General features: G+C 57.3%; 16 protein-coding genes. 4 read left to right on the top strand and 12 right to left on the bottom strand.

Annotated elements, in window-relative coordinates; translation table 11 throughout:
• Positions 1–18: 18 nt before the first annotated feature.
• The 6 genes from soil367_RS13575 to soil367_RS13550 all read right to left on the bottom strand — a co-directional run bounded on the left by soil367_RS13575 (position 19) and on the right by soil367_RS13550 (position 5,550).
• On the bottom strand, positions 19–486 hold the full coding sequence (locus soil367_RS13575; RefSeq protein ID WP_136549603.1) for a DUF3015 domain-containing protein: 468 nt from the start codon (positions 484–486) through the stop codon (positions 19–21).
• A 150-nt stretch (positions 487–636) separates the two neighbouring features.
• Positions 637–1,344 (bottom strand): ABC transporter ATP-binding protein, encoded by a 708-nt coding sequence (locus tag soil367_RS13570; RefSeq protein WP_246065312.1) that lies wholly within the window; start codon positions 1,342–1,344, stop codon positions 637–639.
• A complete protein-coding gene (gene livG, locus soil367_RS13565; RefSeq protein WP_136549602.1) occupies positions 1,341–2,096 on the bottom strand; it encodes a high-affinity branched-chain amino acid ABC transporter ATP-binding protein LivG in 756 nt (251 codons plus the stop codon). Before livG ends, soil367_RS13570 begins: the two co-directional genes overlap by 4 nt.
• Positions 2,089–3,369, bottom strand: coding sequence for a high-affinity branched-chain amino acid ABC transporter permease LivM (locus soil367_RS13560; protein WP_136549601.1), 1,281 nt, complete (start codon positions 3,367–3,369; stop codon positions 2,089–2,091). The genes livG and soil367_RS13560 overlap by 8 nt, the downstream gene beginning before the upstream one ends.
• Positions 3,369–4,295 carry a high-affinity branched-chain amino acid ABC transporter permease LivH gene (livH, locus tag soil367_RS13555; protein ID WP_136549600.1) on the bottom strand — a complete coding sequence of 309 codons (927 nt, stop codon included), beginning with the start codon at positions 4,293–4,295 and terminating at the stop codon, positions 3,369–3,371. The genes soil367_RS13560 and livH overlap by 1 nt, the downstream gene beginning before the upstream one ends.
• A gap of 139 nt (positions 4,296–4,434) precedes the next feature.
• Complete coding sequence (locus tag soil367_RS13550) at positions 4,435–5,550, bottom strand: branched-chain amino acid ABC transporter substrate-binding protein (RefSeq protein WP_136549599.1); 1,116 nt, start codon at positions 5,548–5,550, stop codon at positions 4,435–4,437.
• A 491-nt stretch (positions 5,551–6,041) separates the two neighbouring features.
• Between soil367_RS13550 and soil367_RS13545 the strand changes: the two genes are divergently transcribed.
• The gene (locus tag soil367_RS13545; protein ID WP_136549598.1) at positions 6,042–6,584 is read left to right on the top strand and encodes a MarR family winged helix-turn-helix transcriptional regulator; all 543 of its coding nucleotides are present in this window, start codon (positions 6,042–6,044) and stop codon (positions 6,582–6,584) included.
• Positions 6,585–6,931: 347 nt separating this feature from the next.
• On the opposite strand, the gene lon is transcribed toward soil367_RS13545, so the two are convergent.
• The gene (gene lon / locus soil367_RS13540) at positions 6,932–9,361 is read right to left on the bottom strand and encodes an endopeptidase La (RefSeq protein WP_136549597.1); all 2,430 of its coding nucleotides are present in this window, start codon (positions 9,359–9,361) and stop codon (positions 6,932–6,934) included.
• 249 nt (positions 9,362–9,610) lie between these two features.
• Between lon and soil367_RS13535 the strand changes: the two genes are divergently transcribed.
• Positions 9,611–10,471, top strand: coding sequence for a thioredoxin family protein (locus soil367_RS13535; RefSeq protein ID WP_136549596.1), 861 nt, complete (start codon positions 9,611–9,613; stop codon positions 10,469–10,471).
• 68 nt (positions 10,472–10,539) lie between these two features.
• Here soil367_RS13535 and soil367_RS18840 read toward each other — a convergent pair whose 3' ends face one another.
• On the bottom strand, positions 10,540–10,677 hold the full coding sequence (locus tag soil367_RS18840) for a hypothetical protein (RefSeq protein WP_172962350.1): 138 nt from the start codon (positions 10,675–10,677) through the stop codon (positions 10,540–10,542).
• A 300-nt stretch (positions 10,678–10,977) separates the two neighbouring features.
• On the opposite strand from soil367_RS18840, the gene aceE reads away from it, so the two are divergent.
• Positions 10,978–13,644 (top strand): pyruvate dehydrogenase (acetyl-transferring), homodimeric type, encoded by a 2,667-nt coding sequence (aceE, locus tag soil367_RS13530; protein ID WP_136549595.1) that lies wholly within the window; start codon positions 10,978–10,980, stop codon positions 13,642–13,644.
• Between the two features lie 19 nt (positions 13,645–13,663).
• Positions 13,664–15,358 (top strand): dihydrolipoyllysine-residue acetyltransferase, encoded by a 1,695-nt coding sequence (aceF, locus tag soil367_RS13525; protein ID WP_136549594.1) that lies wholly within the window; start codon positions 13,664–13,666, stop codon positions 15,356–15,358.
• A gap of 1,007 nt (positions 15,359–16,365) precedes the next feature.
• Here the strand turns inward: aceF and soil367_RS13520 are convergent.
• The 4 genes from soil367_RS13520 to soil367_RS13505 form a co-directional block, all read right to left on the bottom strand.
• Positions 16,366–16,815: a SufE family protein gene (locus tag soil367_RS13520; RefSeq protein WP_136549593.1), complete on the bottom strand. Its 450-nt coding sequence runs from the start codon at positions 16,813–16,815 to the stop codon at positions 16,366–16,368.
• Positions 16,816–16,877: 62 nt separating this feature from the next.
• On the bottom strand, positions 16,878–17,432 hold the full coding sequence (gene sufT, locus soil367_RS13515; protein ID WP_136549592.1) for a putative Fe-S cluster assembly protein SufT: 555 nt from the start codon (positions 17,430–17,432) through the stop codon (positions 16,878–16,880).
• A gap of 42 nt (positions 17,433–17,474) precedes the next feature.
• Positions 17,475–17,831: a HesB/IscA family protein gene (locus tag soil367_RS13510; RefSeq protein WP_136549591.1), complete on the bottom strand. Its 357-nt coding sequence runs from the start codon at positions 17,829–17,831 to the stop codon at positions 17,475–17,477.
• Between the two features lie 37 nt (positions 17,832–17,868).
• Positions 17,869–19,131 carry an aminotransferase class V-fold PLP-dependent enzyme gene (locus soil367_RS13505; protein WP_136549590.1) on the bottom strand — a complete coding sequence of 421 codons (1,263 nt, stop codon included), beginning with the start codon at positions 19,129–19,131 and terminating at the stop codon, positions 17,869–17,871.
• Positions 19,132–19,136: the final 5 nt, after the last annotated feature.

The raw sequence follows: 19,136 nt of genomic DNA, 5'->3' as shown, positions 1-19,136 counted from the left end.
TGCATTCTATTGATGTACTTAGCCAACGTAATGGCTGAGGGTTGGATCCTGCTCAAGCAGCTCAACGATGCCGTAAGCCAGTTGGTCAGCAGTCGTGTCAGCACTTGGGAAGAGCGCCGCGAAGTTGTTCTTCAGCTTCGCATTGAAGTGTTCCCGGTCTTTTGCTTCGATGCCCATCAGCACGGCCAGCGTGGTGAGATTTTCGCCTTCACCGCGGGAAATGTCCCGGGCCACTTTGTCGATGTTGCTGTCGAGGTACATGGCCATGGACTGAATTGTCTCACTGGTATCACAGCCGAGCGTACCGGTGGTCATGCCGAAAGTCTGATTACCAAAGGTTCCGTTGGTGGTGGCGGCCAGAATGTGTGGGGCCGGTCCTGACTGTCCCTTCCAGATCATGGCACCGACGCCACAACCCGGGCCCTGCTGGGCAAAGGCGAACGTGGAGGCGGTCATGATTACGGCACCCGCGATGATTTTTTTCATGGGTAACTCCTTTTAGATTCGTAGTGGCTCAGATAAGACCGAGGACAACTATGCGTAAACTCCCGCCTCCGCCTTGACCGAAGTATAAAGGAGTTAATTACCTTTACGAAAGCTTATGGTAAGCATCTACCTGAGCAGCGGGAAATCGCCTCAGGACCCAAGGTACGCCTTACGAACGTCCTCGTTGGAAAGCAGGTTCGAGCCCGTGTCATGCAGGACGATCCGGCCATTCTCGATGACATAACCCCTATCAGCGAGTTTAAGGGCCTGGTTGGCGTTCTGTTCGATCAGGAAAATGGTGATGCCCTCACTGCGCAGCTTCGCAATGATTTCAAAAATCTGGCTGATGATTATTGGCGCGAGCCCAAGCGAAGGCTCATCCAGAAAGAGCATTCGCGGACGGCTCATGAGTGCGCGCCCGATCGCGAGCATTTGCTGCTCGCCCCCTGACATGGTTCCGGCGCGCTGGTTGTAGCGTTCGCGCAGGCGTGGGAAAAGCTCAAAGACGTGTTCGAGGGTTTCCGCTATCTCTTCGCGACTGCGAAAAAAACCGCCCATATGGAGGTTTTCTTCTACCGTCAGACCAGGGAAAATCCTGCGTCCTTCGGGAACAATGGCAATGTCCTGCCGCATGATGTCGGCGGTATTTTCGTTGGTGATATCCCTGCCCTGATAGAGCACTGCGCCAGAGCTCGCTCTCGGGTTTCCGCAGATCGTCATCAACAGGGTGGTCTTGCCGGCGCCGTTGGCGCCAATCAACGAAACAATTTCGCCTTCCTCTATCTCGAGCGAAACCCCATGCAGTGCTTCAATCTTACCGTAGTGGGTGTGTACGTCTTTCAGCTTGAGCAGACTCATGCTTCCCCCAGATAAGCTTTGATGACGGCCTCATTGCCGCGGATCTCTTCCGGGGTGCCGGTAGCGAGTGGGCGGCCCTGGTTGACCACGGTGATCCGGTCCGAGATACCCATGACCAGGCTCATGTCGTGCTCGATGAGCAAAATCGAGACGTTGTAGTCCTCCTTAAGACTGACAATGAGGCTGTCGAGCTCGCGGGTTTCGCGGGGGTTGAGGCCTGCGGCGGGCTCGTCCAGCAAAAGCAGGCGAGGTTGCGAGACCATGCAGCGGGCGATTTCCAGCCGTCGTTGCTGACCGTATGCCAGATACCCGGCTTCCCGGTTGGCGAACTCCAGCAGATTGACCTTTTTGAGCCAGTAAACGGCGCGGTCCTGGGCTTCCTGCTCACGGCGCCGGTAGTTTGGCGTCATGAACAGTCCCGACAGCAGGTTACGGTTTACCCGTCGGTGCTGAGCTACCAGCAGATTTTCCAGTACGGTCATGCTGTTGAACAGGCGGACGTGCTGGAACGTTCGGACCATCCCCAGCCGGGAAATCTTGAAATCCGGCATTCGCTCGATGGCCTGACCTTCGAGCTTGATGGTGCCGGCGCTGGGCTGGTAAAAGCCGCTGATGCAGTTAAACACGGTTGTTTTACCGGCGCCGTTTGGGCCGATGATCGATACGATTTCGCGTTCGTGAACGTCAACAGATACGCCATCCACGGCGAGGAGGCCGCCAAAGCGCATACACAGATCGCGAACCTCAAGCATGGGACTGCTCCTGCTTCAGTTCGACATAGGGCCGGCTCATGGGCACCAGGCCCTGGGGACGCCAGATCATCATCAGGACCATCCCGGCACCGAATACGAGCATCCGGTATTCGCTGAACTCACGGGCCAGCTCAGGCAGTATCGTCACGGCGACAGCGGCAAGAATGACCCCCAACTGCGAGCCCATGCCGCCGAGAACCACGATGGCCAGGATGATCGCGGACTCGATGAAGGTGAAGGATTCTGGATTGATGAAACCCTGGCGTGCGGCAAACAGTGTGCCGGCGAAACCGGCGAAAGAGGCGCCCAGCGTAAACGCTGACAGCTTGACCGCGGTTCGGCTCATGCCCAGGGATCTGCACGCAATCTCATCTTCACGAAGCGCTTCCCACGACCGTCCGGCGGGCATGCGGATCAGGCGGCGGATCACAAACCAGGTGAAAAATGCGAGCACTACGGCTATCAGGTAAAGAAAGATGACCTGATGGCTACCGTCATAACTTATGCCCAGGGTTTCATGGAAAGAGACGTTGCCTTCCTCTTTGACCCGGCGGCCGAATTCCATGCCGAAAAGCGTCGGGTCCGGGATGCCCCCGATGCCGTTTGGGCCACCCGTTATATGGGTCCAGTTGTTTAGCAGAATACGAATAATCTCACCGAAACCCAGGGTCACGATGGCCAGATAATCGCCGCGCAAACGCAGGACCGGGAAGCCCAGCAAAAGCCCGAAAAGAGCGGCCAGGCCTGCCCCGAGAGGCAGAGCAGCCCAGAAACTAAGGCCGAAATATTCTGAAAGCAGGGCGTAGCTGTAGGCGCCAACTGCGTAGAACGCGACATAACCCAGGTCCAGCAAGCCGGCGAGGCCCACTACAATGTTCAGCCCCAGGCCAAGCATGACGTAAATCAGGACCAGCGTCGCCAGGTCCACTGAGCCGCGACTGACAAGAAAAGGCCAGACCAGCGCAACGATAAACAACGCCAGGATGCCCCACCGCTCCAGGCTGATGCGCCGGCTCTGGGACATCTCGGGCAGCTTCAGGTTTGGCGTCGGAAGCGCCAGACGGCCTAGCGCGCCCATGATCGCTTCGCGAAACAGCTGAAAAACGAAGACCAGAACAACAGCACTAGCGATCAGAAAGAGTGTCAGAGGGTCAGCATTAACCAGAATAACCTCCGTGCCTTCGCCAACCAGCTTCAGGCCGATGATCGGGTAGGCCATCACAAAAGTGACGAGTGCACAGAGGAGGGCGTACTTGAAGTTTTTGGCGGCCATCAGATTTTTTCAACCTCCGGTTTGCCCAGTAGTCCGGTGGGGCGAAACAGCAAAATCAGTATCAGGAGTCCGAAAGACACTACATCCTTGTATTCCGATGAGAGATATCCGGACGTCATACTTTCGGCTATACCGAGGATCAAGCCGCCGAGCAGGGCGCCGGGTATGCTGCCGATGCCGCCCAGGACCGCGGCGGTGAAGGCCTTCAATCCGGCAATGAAGCCGAACAGTGGGTCGATCGAGCCGTAGTACATACTCAAAAGAAGCCCGGCTACCGCTGCCAGGGCCGCACCGATTACAAAAGTGACAGAGATGATCTTGTTGGTGTCGATGCCCAGCAGGCTGGCCATGCCCAGGTCTTGGGAAACAGCGCGGCAGGCTCGGCCCAGACGGGATCGGGATATGAACAGGGTGAGCGCGAGCATCGCCAGGAAGGTCAGGACGAAGATCACCATCTGCAGATAGGAGAACGTTACCTGGAAGGTGTCAGCTCCACCGAAACTCCAGCCCCCTTCGAACAACTGAGGCACACCAATGTTGCGCGAGCCCTGAGCCAGGCGGACGTAATTCTGCAGGAAAATCGACATGCCAATCGCCGAAATCAGCGGTATGAGGCGGTGACTGCCCCGCAGAGGCCGGTAGGCAACCCGCTCCACGGACCAGCCATACGCGCTGGAAATCAACATGGCACAGACGAGGGCAATCAACAGGATCAGCGGAAGCGCGGCAATGCCAAGCGCAGTAAGGCCGGTTATGACAATCAACGCCGCGTAGGCGCCGATCATATAGATTTCACCGTGGGCGAAGTTGATCATGCCAATGATGCCGTAGACCATCGTATAACCGATGGCGATCAGGGCATAGGCACTCCCAACCGTGAGCCCGTTCAGCAGTTGCTGAATGAAGTACATCACGTCTGCATGCATGGGGCTGGGCTCCGACAGGGCAAGACCGCAAATGTCTTGCCCGGGATTATTTCCGGAAGAGGTCAGCGGCCAACGGCCTCGACACCCTGGCCCATCAAGGGCCAGGGTGTCGAAGTATAGTGGAGAGGTGGCTTATCGCCTACTCGACAGGTGTTTTGCTGCCGTCAGAGTGCCATTCGTAAACAACGAACTGGAACTCCTTGAGGTCGCCTTTTTCGTCAAACTCAACAGTTCCAATAGGCGTGTCGAAAGTCATTTCCCGCATGGTTTCAGCGACTTTCATCGGGTCGTTCTCGCCGGTTTTCTCGATCGCGTCAGCGAGAACCTGCACTGCTGCGTAAGAGGTGAGCACAAACGGACCGGAGGGATCTTCGTTCTTGTCCTTGAATGCTTTCGCGAGTTCCTTGTTCTCCTCCTGCTGGTCGAAGCTCGGCGGGAGGGTTACGTAAAGGCCTTCTGCTGCGTCGCCGGCAATAGTATTGATATCCGGGTTACCGACGCCTTCCGGGCCCATGAAGCGCGCGTCCAGGCTTGATTCTGCCTGGCGGAGAATCAAGCCGAGTTCCGGGTGATAGCCACCGTAATAGACGAAATCGACGTTCTCCTGACGCATACGGGTTATCAGCGGGGAAAAGTCTTTCTGACCTGCAGTGACGCCTTCAAACATCACAACATTCACGCCTTTTTCCTTGAGCCTGTCCCGAACGGTCGTCGCGATGCCTTCGCCGTATTGCTGCTTGTCATGGATAACAGCGACACGCTTGGGCTTGATTTTTTCGGCGATAAAGTCGGCTGCAGCGGGGCCCTGCATACTATCGAGGCCAATGGTTCGAAAAATGTTGTCGTAGCCACGATCGGTAATTTCCGGACTGGTGGCTGCCGGCGTGACCATCAAGATGCCTTCATCGTAGTAGATGTCTGAGGCAGGCTGGGTTGAACTGGAGCAAAGATGACCAACGACGTACTTTACGCCCTCATTGACCATTTTGTTTGCGACGGCGTTGGCCTGTTTCGGTTCGCAGGCATCATCCGCCTCTACGGCCACCAGTTTCTCTCCGAGCACACCGCCCTGTTCGTTAATGCGCTGGATCGCCATCCGTGCCCCGGAGAATTGCATATCACCGTACTGGGCTACCGGGCCCGACTGAGGGCCAGCGATACCGATTTTGATTTCTGCAAGGAGTGCTGGCGAGTTGACCGCGAGGGCGAGAGATACAGCGGCGCCTAGTGCTGTCTTGCCAAATTTGAGCTTCATGTTCAGTCCTGCCTGTGAGGGTTGAATTTGAGTCTTGTTATAGTTCAGGGCTAACGCCGGGTTCCTGCTTGCTAATTCAGACCAGATCAGATCAGGTCGGGCCCGGGCGCGCCTTTAAAGCTAACAAACACCAGGGTCAGTGTCATGTCAAGCAGATCCCGTGGCGCAGGCTTGACGCGCGTTCGACCGTCAAAGGTCACGGCGGCTACTGAGTTTTTGAACTGATGGAGCTTTGAACTCTAAAGAAAGCGCGGGTGGCAGAGCGGAATCCTGTCTTTTGTCCAGAGAGAGGCCGTGCGGCTATTACCCGTGCATATGCGCTATAGGAGCTGTCGCTGCTGAGTTGGGGAGACTCCAGGCAAAGGGGATCATGCCGGCTCGCCAAATGTTTTGTACTCGAAGGAGCTCAGCTTTTATAATTTACGCCAATGGGCGCCATGAAAGCGTCCGCGTGTCCGATTTGAAAGCGTAGTCCGGGAGTAGCGCTGGTAATGAACAACTATGAGCAAGTGCTGGTGGCGCTCCGACGCGTTATTCGAGCGACCGACCTTCACTCCAAGCGTCTGAGCAAGACGGCCGGCCTGACGGCTCCCCAGCTTCTCATAATGCAGACTATCAGGGATCTGGGTGAGGTCACTATCGGCACCATCGCTGACAAAGTCAGCTTGAGCCAGGCGACGGTCACTATCATCCTTGATCGTCTGGAGCAGCGGGAGCTCGTTTACCGTGTACGCAGTGAGAAGGACAAGCGCAAGGTCCACGCCCATCTTACCGAGTCCGGCGGTTCGCTCCTGGATCGTGCCCCCCAGGCGCTGCAGGAAGAGTTCATCCGCAAATACCAGAACCTGCAGTCCTGGGAGCAAAACATGATCATCTCATCGCTGCAGCGCGTGGCGGAGATGATGGATGCGTCAGGTATTGACGCTTCACCCTTCCTCGACGTCGGGCCGATCAATCGGGATCACGAGTGGAAAAACCCAACCCAGCGGGACGACCGCAAACCGGACCCGGCTTCCAAGCTCAAAGCGTCCTAACGTTCATCGACGCATTCGAGCGGGCACGGGCTCTCATCTCGGCTTTATTTGCCTATAGCGCCACCAAGCTGGCTGATCGAACCTGATAAGCCGCGCTACGGTTCACCGATGTGAACGGTCGCCCCAGGAGAAAAGGTAACTGGCAGGCAAAAAAAGAGGCGCCACGGATGGCGCCTTAAGGGCTCTTCTCAGGTACGGATCATCTCAGAACGGATCATTCAGCGATGGATGCTGAGAACGGCGGCATTGCCGCGCTTGAATGAGTCCAGTTTACAAATGCATCTGCTTGACTCCATACGCGATTATGCGTATTCGCCTCAACTGGTCTGCCGGTGGCGGACCATTGCTCAATGGACAACCGTGCGCCGTTTGGCTTTATCCTCAAAGCAGGCCCGGTATACATCGGAATAATGTTGGGCAAAATGCACCGTTAGTCCCTCCCGGAGATACTCCGGTAACTCCTCAAAATCGCCCCGATTGGCTTCAGGCAGAATCAATGTGGCTATTTTCTGGCGCCTGGCTGCGATCACTTTCTCGCGGATACCGCCAACGGGCAGAACCTGCCCGGTCAGTGTCAACTCTCCCGTCATCGCGACCGGAATATGCGGAGCTTCCCGCCGCGCCAGGGATACCAGCGCTGTGGCCATGGTTACGCCGGCGCTGGGCCCGTCTTTGGGAGTCGCTCCTTCGGGCACGTGGAGGTGGACGAAGGACTTGTCGAAGAAGGCTGCGTCCCCACGGAAATCCTTAAGATGGGACGATACATAGCTATAGGCAATCTCGGCCGACTCCTTCATCACATCGCCGAGCTGGCCGGTCAATTTGAATCCGCGGTTCTGGCTATGAATCCGCGCCGCCTCCACGCCTAGCGTGGCGCCGCCCATGGATGTCCAGGCCAGCCCGGTGACCACACCAATCCCGCGCAGGGCGCGATCCCGGCGGAATAACGGCTGACCGAGGTAGTCCTGCAGATCCTTTATACCAATGCGAATGCTGGACTCTTCGCCTTCGAGCAGTTTGACGACGCCCTTGCGGAGAATCTTGTGCAGCATTTTTTCAAGGTTCCTTACGCCTGCCTCGCGGGCGTAACCTTCAATGACCTGCCTGAGTGCAGCATCGGTGATGTTCATCTGCTTCTTGCGCAGGCCGGCCCGTTTCAACAATTTCGGGAACAGATGATGCTTGGCAATGGCCAGTTTTTCGTCGGTGATGTAACCGGAAAGCCGGATGGTGTCCATACGGTCCAGCAATGGCCGGGGTATGGTATCGAGCTGGTTCGCGGTACAGACGAAAAGCACCTTCGACAGGTCCAGCCGCGTGTCGAGGTAGTGATCCAGAAATTCACTGTTCTGTTCCGGGTCCAGCGCCTCCAGCAGAGCTGACGCCGGGTCGCCCTGGTAAGACGAGCCAATCTTGTCAATTTCATCCAGCATGATGACCGGATTTGAAACCTGGACATCCTTGAGCGCCTGAACGAATTTTCCGGGCATCGCGCCAATGTAAGTGCGGCGGTGGCCCTTGATTTCAGCCTCGTCGCGCATGCCCCCGACCGAGAAGCGGTAGAATTTGCGGCCAAGGGCAGAGGCGATTGAATGCCCAATCGAGGTTTTGCCCACACCCGGCGGGCCGACCAGGAGCAGGATCGAGCCGGACATTTCGCCTTTATAGGCACCCTCGGCGAGGAACTCGATAATACGCTCCTTGATATCGCCCAGACCGTCGTGGTCCTGGTCGAGCGTCTTTCGCGCCAGTTTAAGGTCGAGGTGATCGTTGGAGTATTGCCCCCAGGGCACGTTGGTGAGCCAGTCGAGGTAATTGCGGGTCACGCCATACTCAGGCGACCCCTGCTCGAGCACAGATAACTTCTGCAACTCATCATCAAACCTGCCCAGTACGTGTTCTGGCGGCGACAGCTTCGCCATCCGCTCGCGAAAGCTGTCGGCATCGGCTGTCTTGTCATCCTTGGCGATGCCCAGCTCGCGCTGGATAATTTTGAGCTGCTCACGCAGGAAGAATTCGCGCTGGTGCTTCTGGACTTTGTCGTTCACTTCCTCGTTGATCTGCGCCTGCAGTTGGGCAACCTCGAGCTCTTTACGCAGCAGTAGAAGCGTCTTCTCCATGCGCTTGAGCAGCGGGACGGTGTCGAGAATCTCCTGCAGTTCCGGCCCTTTGGCGCTGGTCATGGAGGCCCCGAAGTCCGTCAGTGGCGAGCTGTCTTCCGGACCAAAACGGGACAGGTAGTTTTTGACCTCTTCGCCGTAGAGAGGGTTGGCACGCAGCAGCTCCTTGATGGAGTTGATGATTGCCAGCGTATAGGCCTTCTGCTCGTCCTGGTGCTCGCGGGGCTCCTCCGGATACTCGACCTCTACAAGGTAAGGGGGCGTGCGCTTCAGCCAGTGCACGACCCGAAACCGGCGTATGCCCTGGGCGATAAACTGGATCTTGCCGTTTTCCTTTGCTGCGTGGTGGATCCGCACGGCACAACCGTGAAGCGCCAGATCCTCAGGCCCGGCATGACTGTCCTTGGGTGGGTGTTCCACATAGCTCAGGCCAACAACACTGTGATCCGTGGCGGCAACGCGATTGAGGGTTTCCTCCCAGGGGTTCTGGTTGACCACGACCGGCTGCACCTGTGCCGGGAAAAATGGCCGGCCATTGACCGGGAGGATATAGAGCCGTTTAGGAAGAGATTGGTCTGGCAAAGCGAGGCCGCGTGGCGTTTTTACTGTGCCGTCCTCGCGGCCGATAAACTCGATATTATCGTTCTGCTCTGTCATAGGCCCACTGTATTGATAGGTGATCTTGACCCGTTGCCATCCCGCATCCGGATCTTTCAGCCCCAGGCAGGAGTTCCGCCATATAGGCTGGGTTTTGCCTATATGTGAAGCCGAATTTCGCTAAATCAACCGGAAGTCCCGGCCCCGTCCCTTTCAAGGCCAGTTTTGTGTAATCATCTGTCCCTGGCTTGAAGCCGACCCCTCATGCCCATACCTTTCAGGATAACGTGAATCAGGAGACCGCTAAAAATGGCTGAGACTTATGTATTCGACGCCACGCTGGAGAATTTCCAGACCGACGTCATCGACGCCTCCAGCCAGGTGCCGGTAGTTGTGGACGTTTGGGCCGAGTGGTGCGCGCCCTGTAAGCAGCTCATGCCAATCCTGCAGAAGCTGGCGGATGAGTTCAAAGGTGGATTTCGCCTGGCCAAAGTTAACGCCGACGAACAGCAACAGCTGACGGCTCACCTCGGAGTGCGCAGTCTGCCCAGTGTCAAAATCGTCAAGAATGGCCAGCTCGTGGATGAGTTCAGCGGCGTCATACCCGAGAGTGAAATTCGCGCGAAGCTTGAGCCCCACATCGATAAGCCGCCTATGAGTCCCCGTGATCAGGCCAAAACTCTGTGGGAAGAAGGCCAACTGGATCAGGCTCTGGCGCTGCTCACCGAGATCAACCAGGCGAATCCGGAAGACAAGGCTGTCCTTATTGACATCGCCCTGATAAAAGTCGAGCAGGGCGAAGTAGCCGAGGCCCGGGTGATCCTCGAAGGTCTGCCCAAGGAAGAAACGTTCAACGCCCACGCCCGGCAACTGGCGGCCCGCATCAAGTTCGCCGAGCGAGCCGGTCAGCTGCCGCCGGTAGCAGAGCTGCAGGCCCGCATAGAGGCTGACCCCGAAGACTTCGAGGCGCGTTACCAGCTGGCGTTGCACTGGGTGTTGAAAGGCGAGAATGCCAAGGCTATGGAGCTGATCCTGAGCCTCTTACGCAAGGATCGTAATTACGCTGACGGCGCGGCGCGAGCTACGCTGGTAGAACTTTTTGACCTGCTGGGCAACGATGACCCAGATGTTCGCCAGTATCGACGCAAACTGTTCACGCTGATGTACTGATCGAAGCCCCGCTTGAAATGATCCGTTTGAAAAGCGGGAAGTAGTCCTGCGTGAGCAGGACTACTGTTTCAGGCATTGCCGAGCTTCATTTGCTGGTACTCACCCTCAAAAAAACTTCTTTTCTCCAAAGGCGGGCTTGAGTTCGTATAGTCGGCCAGGCGTTTGCCGCTGGTCACCAGTCGGGTCATCAGCGCCATCTGCTCCATCAGTTCACCGACGTCAACATCGCTGACAAAGCAATATGGCCCGAAGGTAGTGCCTCCATACCCATGCGAAGGGTTTGGACTTGGTCGAACTCGGGGTGCAGGAGGGGCTCTGGGTGGCCCGGCCTCTAATACCAATTGCTGACCCCACGCGCGTAAACGGGACAGGAATTGTACATGAGATAGTGTTAACTTTCGGGCCTGGGGTTTGCCCTTGACCGGCAAGCCACATACGCTGATGGAAAACGGCGAACGCCGCCTGGCGCCGCCAGACCTTGCCCGGTTTCTGCTAAGGAGATGCCCATGAAGAAGGATGACGACCCGACCGAAACCCGAGAGTGGATCGAAGCGCTAGAGTCCGTGATCGAGGTCGAGGGTATCGACCGGGCGCGTTTCCTTTTGAGCCAGCTGTCGGAACGCGCTACGCGTGAAGGAGGGGCTACCTCCTTTACTCTGACGACACCTTTCAGGAATACCATACCCGCTGCCCGCGAAGCCCGAATGCCCGGCGACCTTTTCATGGAGCGGCGCATCAGGTCCCTGATCCGCTGGAACGCCATGGCGATGGTGCTGCGAGCCAACAAGAAGCCGGGTGATCTCGGCGGGCACGTATCGTCTTTCTCCTCAGCGGCGACGCTTTACGATGTGGGTTTCAACTACTTCTTCCATGGCGGCGACGAGAAGCGGGAAGGCGACCTGGTCTACTTCCAGGGCCACTCGGCACCGGGTATCTACGCGCGCTCGTACCTGGAGCGCCAGTTCGACGAAGACAAGCTGGATAACTACCGTTCCGAAGTTGATGGTGAAGGGCTTTCATCTTATCCGCACCCCTGGCTGATGCCGGACTACTGGCAGTTTCCGACGGTTTCCATGGGGCTCGGCCCGATCCAGGCGATATACCAGGCTCATGTCATGAAGTACCTGGACAGCCGGGAACTGATCGAGATGGGTGACCGAAAAGTCTGGTGCTTCCTGGGGGACGGCGAATGCGACGAGCCTGAGTCGCTGGGGGCTATCGGGTTGGCCGGGCGGGAGAAACTCGACAACCTGATATTCGTGGTCAACTGCAACCTGCAACGGCTGGACGGCCCGGTTCGCGGTAACGGCAAGATTATCCAGGAGCTGGAAGGCATCTTCCGGGGCGCCGGCTGGAACGTGCTCAAAGTAGTCTGGGGCCGCCAGTGGGACCCGCTGTTTGAGCAGGACAAAGAAGGTGTGATGCAGCGTGCCATGGACGAGATCGTCGATGGTGACCTGCAGAACTACAAGAGCAATGGCGGGGCATACACGCGTAAGCACTTCTTTGGTCGCTACCCCGAAATGGAGGAGCTGGTCAAAGACCTCTCCGACGACGACATTGCCAGACTGAACCGGGGCGGGCACGACCCCTACAAGGTCTATGCCGCCTATCACCAGGCCACGACACAGAAAGGTCAGCCCACGGTTATTCTCGCCCATACCATCAAGGGGTATGGGTTTGGGCAGGCCGGCGAGGCCCAGAACGTAGCGCACCAGCTCAAGAAACTGGACATGGACACGGTAAAAGCATTCCGCGACCGGTTCGGCGTGCCGATATCAGATGACGAGATAGAAGAAATACCCTACTACCGCCCCGCGCCCGACTCGCCCGAAATGGTCTATATGCAAAAGCGCAGGCGCGATCTCGGTGGCAACTATCCCAAGCGACGCAAGGCCAGCCAGCCGTTGCAGACGCCGGACCTTGAACTCTTCAAAACCGTACTCGATGGCAGCGGCGACCGCGAAATCTCGACAACCATGGGCTTTGTGCGCATGCTCAATGCCATGGTCAAGGACAAGCGCATCGGCAAGCGGGTCGTGCCGATCGTTCCCGATGAAGCTCGTACGTTCGGCATGGAAGGGCTGTTCCGGCAGATGGGGATCTACACGTCCGAAGGGCAGAAATATACGCCACAGGACCGCGACCAGATCATGTACTACCGCGAGGACAAGCAGGGCCAGATTCTGGAGGAAGGTATCACCGAAGCCGGCGCAATGTCCGCCTGGATGGCCGCCGCGACCTCCTACAGCAGTAACGACTATCCGCTGATTCCCTTCTATCTGTTCTATTCGATGTTTGGTTTCCAGCGCGTAGGCGACCTATGCTGGGCAGCAGGCGACATGCAGGCGCGGGGCTTTCTGCTGGGAGGCACTTCCGGGCGTACTACGCTGAACGGCGAAGGCCTGCAGCACCAGGATGGGCACAGCCACATTCTCGCCGGCACGGTGCCTAACTGCGTATCCTACGATCCGACATACGCCTACGAAGTGGCTGTCATTGTGCAGCACGGCATGAAGCGGATGTATGAAGACAACGAGAACGTCTACTACTACATCACTCTGCTCAACGAGAACTACGCCCATCCCGCAATGCCTGAAGGTGCCGAAGAAGGCATTATCAAAGGGCTTTATCCGTTCGAGAGCGTCGAAGCCGGCGGTAAGGGCAAGAAAAAAGGTCCGCGCGTTCAGTTGCTGGGCTGTGGTTCCATCCTTAATGAGGTGCGTGCCGCCGGACAGTTGCTGAAGGATGATTTTGGTGTATCCAGCGATATCTGGAGTGCCACAAGCTTCAATGAACTTGCCCGTGACGGCCAACACGTGGTCCGGTGGAACCGGCTTCATCCCGACGACAAACCGCGTGTGCCCTACGTAACCCAATGCCTCCAGGACAAACAGGGACCGGTTATCGCCTCTACGGATTACATCAAACTGTTTGCCGATCAGATTCGTGCTTTCGTGCCAGCCCGCTACGCCGTCTTGGGCACTGACGGCTACGGCCGCAGTGACACCCGGGAAAAGCTACGCTCGTTCTTCGAAGTCGACCGATACCACGTGGTCGTTGCCGCACTGTCGGCGCTTGCTGAAGATGGCGAGATGGAACGCGACAAAGTACTTGAGGCCATGCGCCAGTATGGTATCGATCGCAACAAGCCCAACCCTCTTTTAAGCTGAGGTTCACGGAGGAAAAGCGATGAGCAAAGAAGAAATTCGCGTCCCCGACCTCGGTGGTTCAGACGAGGTTGAGGTGATCGAAGTCAGTGTGCAGGTCGGCGACACCGTCGCGGCAGAAGATCCCATCCTGGTGGTGGAGTCCGACAAGGCAACGGTTGATCTCCCTTCGCCCATGGGTGGCACTATCCGTGAGCTGAAAGTGGCGGTCGGCGACAAGATCAAGGAAGGCGACCTTGTCGGCATGATCGATACCGAGGGTGAGGAATCGTCTGCTGAAGATGCTTCGGGCAAGGATCCGGCCGATAGTGACGTTGCGGATCAACCTGGAGAAACCGAGTCAGAGTCGCGCGGCACAAACGAAGCTGAAGATAAGCCAGCCAAAGCCGAGGCCCCTGAAAAGGCGGCAAAAACGTCGAAGCAGGAAACCGTAAAGGTCCCTGATATCGGTGGATCGAAAGACGTGCCCATTATCGAGATTCAGGTTAAAGAGGGCGACACGGTCGCCGTCGATGATCCGCTCGTTACGCTGGAATCCGATAAAGCCAGCATGGAAGTGCCCTCTCCCTTTGCCGGAAAAATTGGGAAGCTGCTGGTCAAGGTTGAAGACACCGTCAGCGAAGGCGATGCATTGCTGGAGATGAGCGTCGAAAGCGATGAAGGCAACGCGGGCGATGAGGATCAACCCGAGACAGAAAATCGTAAGGAAGAGCCTCCGAAGAAAAAGCCGACTCAGTCAGCCGATGAGAAAGCGCGACCTGAAACCGAAGCAGACTCATCCGAACCGGAGGAAACAGCCGCTGCTGGAGCCCGCGTACACGCCGGCCCGGCCGTACGTAAAGTCGCCCGCGAACTGGGCGTTAACCTGCCGCAAGTCAAAGGCAGTGGCCCAAAACAGCGCATCCTCAAAGAGGATGTCCAGAGCTACGTCAAACAGCAGCTCAAGCAAACCCAGGGTGGCGTCGCGACGGGCACGGGCGGTGGCATCCCAGGCGTGAAACTGCCGGATTTCAGCCAGTTCGGCGAAGTTAAGCGCCGCGCCATGAGCCGCATGCACAGCCTGACCGCCGACAGCATGCAACGTAGCTGGCTTAACGTGCCCCACGTCACCCAGTTTGAGGACGCCGACATCACCGACCTGGAAGCGTTCCGCAAGAGCCAGAAGGCCGCAGGGGAGAAACAGGGCATCAAGATCACGCCCCTGCCGTTCATTCTCAAGGCCTGTGCCTATGCTCTGCGGGAACAGCCGGTGTTCAACGTCTCGCTCGATATGGATAAGCGCGAAGTCATCGAGAAGCATTACATCCATATTGGCATCGCAGTGGATACCCCGAACGGGCTCGTGGTTCCTGTGATTCGGGATGTCGACAAAAAAGGCATCTGGGAGTTGGCCAGTGAAGCCCAGGATCTGGCGGCCAAAGCTCGGGACAAGAAGCTTAAACCCGCTGAGATGCAGGGCGCGTGCTTTACCATCACCAGCCTTGGCGGTATTGGTGGCACGGCGTTCACGCCGATCGTTAATAGCCCTGAGGTGGCGATTCTTGGGGTTTCCAAGGCCAGCATGAAGCCGGTATGGGAGGGAGATGGATTCGTGCCCCGACTGATGTTGCCGCTGTCTTTGTCCTATGATCATCGGGCTATTAATGGGGCTGAGGCGGCGCGCTTTACGACGTTGTTGAAGCGGTTGCTGGAGGATATGCGGGAGTTGATGATGTGACGGGGCTCGTTGCGCCAATCCTTGGCTTGGGATAGAGCCAAAGATAAAGAAAAGGCTTTCGTCCATCGCCTTTGGCGCTGACCGAGTCACTTCTTTGTCAGTAGCGACAAAGAAGTAACCAAGAAAACGCTACCCCCTTCCTGCCACTTGCTGCGCAAGCGGTTCGCTGTGCTTCTCGCAGGCCGGGGGTGCGCTCTAAACTCGCTTCGCTCAGACAACGAGCGCACTGATCCCCGGCCTGCTGCGATGCTCGCCAGTTTAGAGGGGGAGGGAGTGGAAGTCAGGTTGGGGGTTTTTGTGCTTGGCAGCGGCTGAGTTTGCAACACTTACTGCCACTGCAACTGACTAAGGCTTTCGTCCATCGCCTTTGGCGCTGACCGAGTCACTTCTTTGTCAGTAGCGACAAAGAAGTAACCAAGAAAACGCCACCCCCTTCCTGCCGCTTGCTTTGCAAGCGGTTCGCTGTGCTTCTCGCAGGCCGGGGGCGTGCTCTAAACTCGCTGCGCTCAGACAACGAGCCCGCTGATCCCCGGCCTGCTGCGATGCTCGCCAGTTCAGAGGGGGAGGGAGTGGGAGTCAGCTTGGTGCAAGGTAACAGGTAAAGAAAAAATTGCTTTGGCAGTTGTGCTCAAGCATCTGTCCAGATTTTTAAACTTTTCTCCGGTTCCTCAGCCAACGCCCAATCCCCTCTAAGCTGTCGAGCACCGGAGCCGCGCGAAGATAAAGCGACCTCGTTGTCTGAGCGCAGCGAGTTTAGAGGGCGCCTTCGCGCGGTGAGGAGCGCAGAGGACCCCTCGGTACGAGGGGCAGCGCAGCGGGGTGGCACTTTCTTGGTTACTTCTTTGGTGCTATTGCCAACGAAGTGACTCGGTCAGCGCCGCAGGCGATGGACGAAAGCCTTAGTCAGTGGCTGTTGTTTTTCCTAGAAAAGGAAAGGCCCATCTCAGATACGGAAGGGTATCTGTAGAAGTTCGTAATAGCAGCTCAGCAGCCCCAAAAAAGTGACTTTAAGCCTGGGCGGCAACGCCCTGAATCCGCCCCACCATACTTCTCAAGCCATTCCCCCGAGTCGGGGAAATATGCCGAAAAAGATCAATGCGCTTAAATACCTCATCCACATCCACCGCAAGCACCTCGTCCGGCGTCCGGGCGTTCAACGCGACCAGCACAATCGCCGCCAGGCCCTTGACAATAATCGCGTCGCTTTCGATGAGAAAGAACAGCTTGCCCGTGTCGGGCTCGCGGAAATGGGTGAGCCAGACCTGGCTCTGACAGCCCTGCACAAAGTTCTCTTCAGTCCGTTCAGCGGCAGGAAAGGGCGGCAGCTTTCGGCCAAGCTCGACAATGTAGGCGTAACGGTCCTCCCAGTCATCGAGTACCTCAAAGGCTTCCATGACGTCGTCAAGCTGCACGTCGGTGCCGAGTTCGGTGCTGGTAAATTCGTTGTTGGCTGTCATGGCTCGCTTGCAGGTCGGGTGAAGACGGATTGACGATAAGGGGCGCCAGATCAGGGTGGGGCTCAGAGCATGCCCAATTCCAGTTTTGCCTCGTCAGTCAGCATATCGTTGTTCCAGGGCGGATCAAAGGTGAGCTCAACTTCAACCTTGTCGACATTGGGAACGTTCTCGACCTTGCGTTTCACGTCATCAGCGATGACCGGTCCCATGCCGCAACCGGCCGCGGTCAGGGTCATCAGAATGTGAACCTTGTTCTCAGGGTCACCAGGCTGGTCTGTCTTCTGCATGATGGCACACTCGTAGATCAGTCCCAGGTCGACAACGTTGACCGGAATTTCGGGATCGTAGCAATTGCGTAGCGCTTCCCAGACCTGGTTTTCGTTAACGGAGCCGTCTGCCGGCGTCTCAAAGCTGCTCTGAAGGGGTTGCTTGCCCAGCGCATCGGCGTCGTGCCCCTCTATCCGGGCGAGGTTGCCGTTGACCGCTACCGTGAAACTACCGCCCAGGGACTGGGTGATAGTCACGAAGGTGTCCGACGGGATCATGATTTCCGTGCCGGACGGCACCAGACGACCTTCGACTTCGCGTTTGGTGAGCACCACTTCCCGTTCTTGCATCGAAATCTGTTCCTGTACCTTTATCTGGGAATCACGGCTAGATCAGATAACCGCGAAGCTTTCTCCGCAACCGCACTCAGCAGTGGCATTAGGATTACGGAAATAGAACATTGAGTTCAGACCTTCCGTGATGTAGTCGATCTCTGTCCCGTTCACCACGGGCAGATCCTTGCGCCGGACGAAGACTTTAACCCCGTCGGCCATTTCGAAGATCTCGTCCTCGGCTTCGGGTTGATCAACCCAGTCTGTTTCGTATTTGAACCCGGAACAGCCACTTTTTCTGACGCCCAGGCGAATGCCAAGCGCATCTGGGCGCTTACTCAGTTGTTTCTGGGTGTGGGCGACCGCTTCCGGCGTCATCTTTACGCCGCGCTGCGGTGTGAAAGCTTCTGCAGTCATGTGCGACCCCTCTGTTGAGCATTAGTCTGGATGTTCTTCACCCGGCAAACAGGCGCTGGAGCTTGGCCAGGGCGCTGAAGAGCTGGTCAACTTCATCCAGGGTATTGTAGAAAGCAAACGAAGCCCGGGCTGATCCACTTTCGCCGAATCGGGCCATAAGCGGCATGGCGCAATGATTGCCGGTACGGATAGCGATGCCCTGCTGATCGAGCAACGTACCGATATCGCTGGAATGCAGCCCGGCAATCTGGAACGAAAAGACCGGTACCTTGTGTGCTGCTGTGCCCATTATGGTCATGCCCGGCACTGTGTGTACCAGTTCTCTGGCACGCTCGAGAAGCGCTTTCTCGGCCGCTTCGATCAGCTCTCGGTCGAGGCCCTCCATGTACTCGATAGCAGCCTTGAGCCCTACAGCTTCTGCAATCGCCGGTGTTCCCGCTTCAAACTTGTGGGGGAGGTCAGCCCAGGTTGTCTTTTCGAACGTTACCCGTTCGATCATTTCGCCACCGCCCTGATATGGCGGCAAATCCTTGAGGACCGCTTCCCGGCCATACAGCACCCCAATGCCAGTGGGTCCCAGCAGTTTATGCGACGAAAACGCGTAGAAGTCGCAGTCCAGCTCCCGTACGTCAACCTTCATGTGCGGCACCGCCTGGGCGCCGTCGAGCACGGTGATGGCACCATGGGCCCGTGCTTTGGCGATCATGTCGCGCACTGGGTTGATGGTGCCAAGCACGTTGGAAACGTGAGCCACACTCAGTACGCGGGTGCGATCGTTCAGCTGCTGCTCAAAACTGTCCTGATCCAGCTCGCCACGGTCGTTAACGTCGATCACCCGCAGTTTGGCGCCGGTCCGTTCGCAAACCATCTGCCAGGGCACGATATTGGCGTGATGCTCCATGTGGCTGACGAGGATCTCATCGCCGGACTTCAGCTCTTTTGCCAATCCGCTGGCCACGATGTTCAGCGCTTCGGTCGTGCCGCGGGTCCAGACAATTTCGCGCGTGCTGCCGGCGTTGATGAATGCCCGAACGGTTTCACGCGCGCCTTCGTAGGCTGTTGTAGCACGATCGCCGAGGGTGTGGGCCCCGCGGTGCACGTTGCTGTGGGATGTGCGGTAGTAGTGGTCCATCGCGTCCAGGACGGCAATCGGTTTCTGCGCTGACGCCGCGTTGTCGAGATAGACCAGCGGTTTGCCGTTGATCTTCTCGGCAAGAATCGGAAAATCGGCCCGGATGCGGTCGATATCCAGGACCCTTCCCGGCGCTGTTGCTCGAGCGGCTTGGGCAGCGTCAGTCATGGTAG

Source organism: Hydrocarboniclastica marina (assembly GCF_004851605.1).
Classification (GTDB): domain Bacteria; phylum Pseudomonadota; class Gammaproteobacteria; order Pseudomonadales; family Oleiphilaceae; genus Hydrocarboniclastica; species Hydrocarboniclastica marina.
This window is presented reverse-complemented; position numbering and strand designations above follow the sequence as displayed.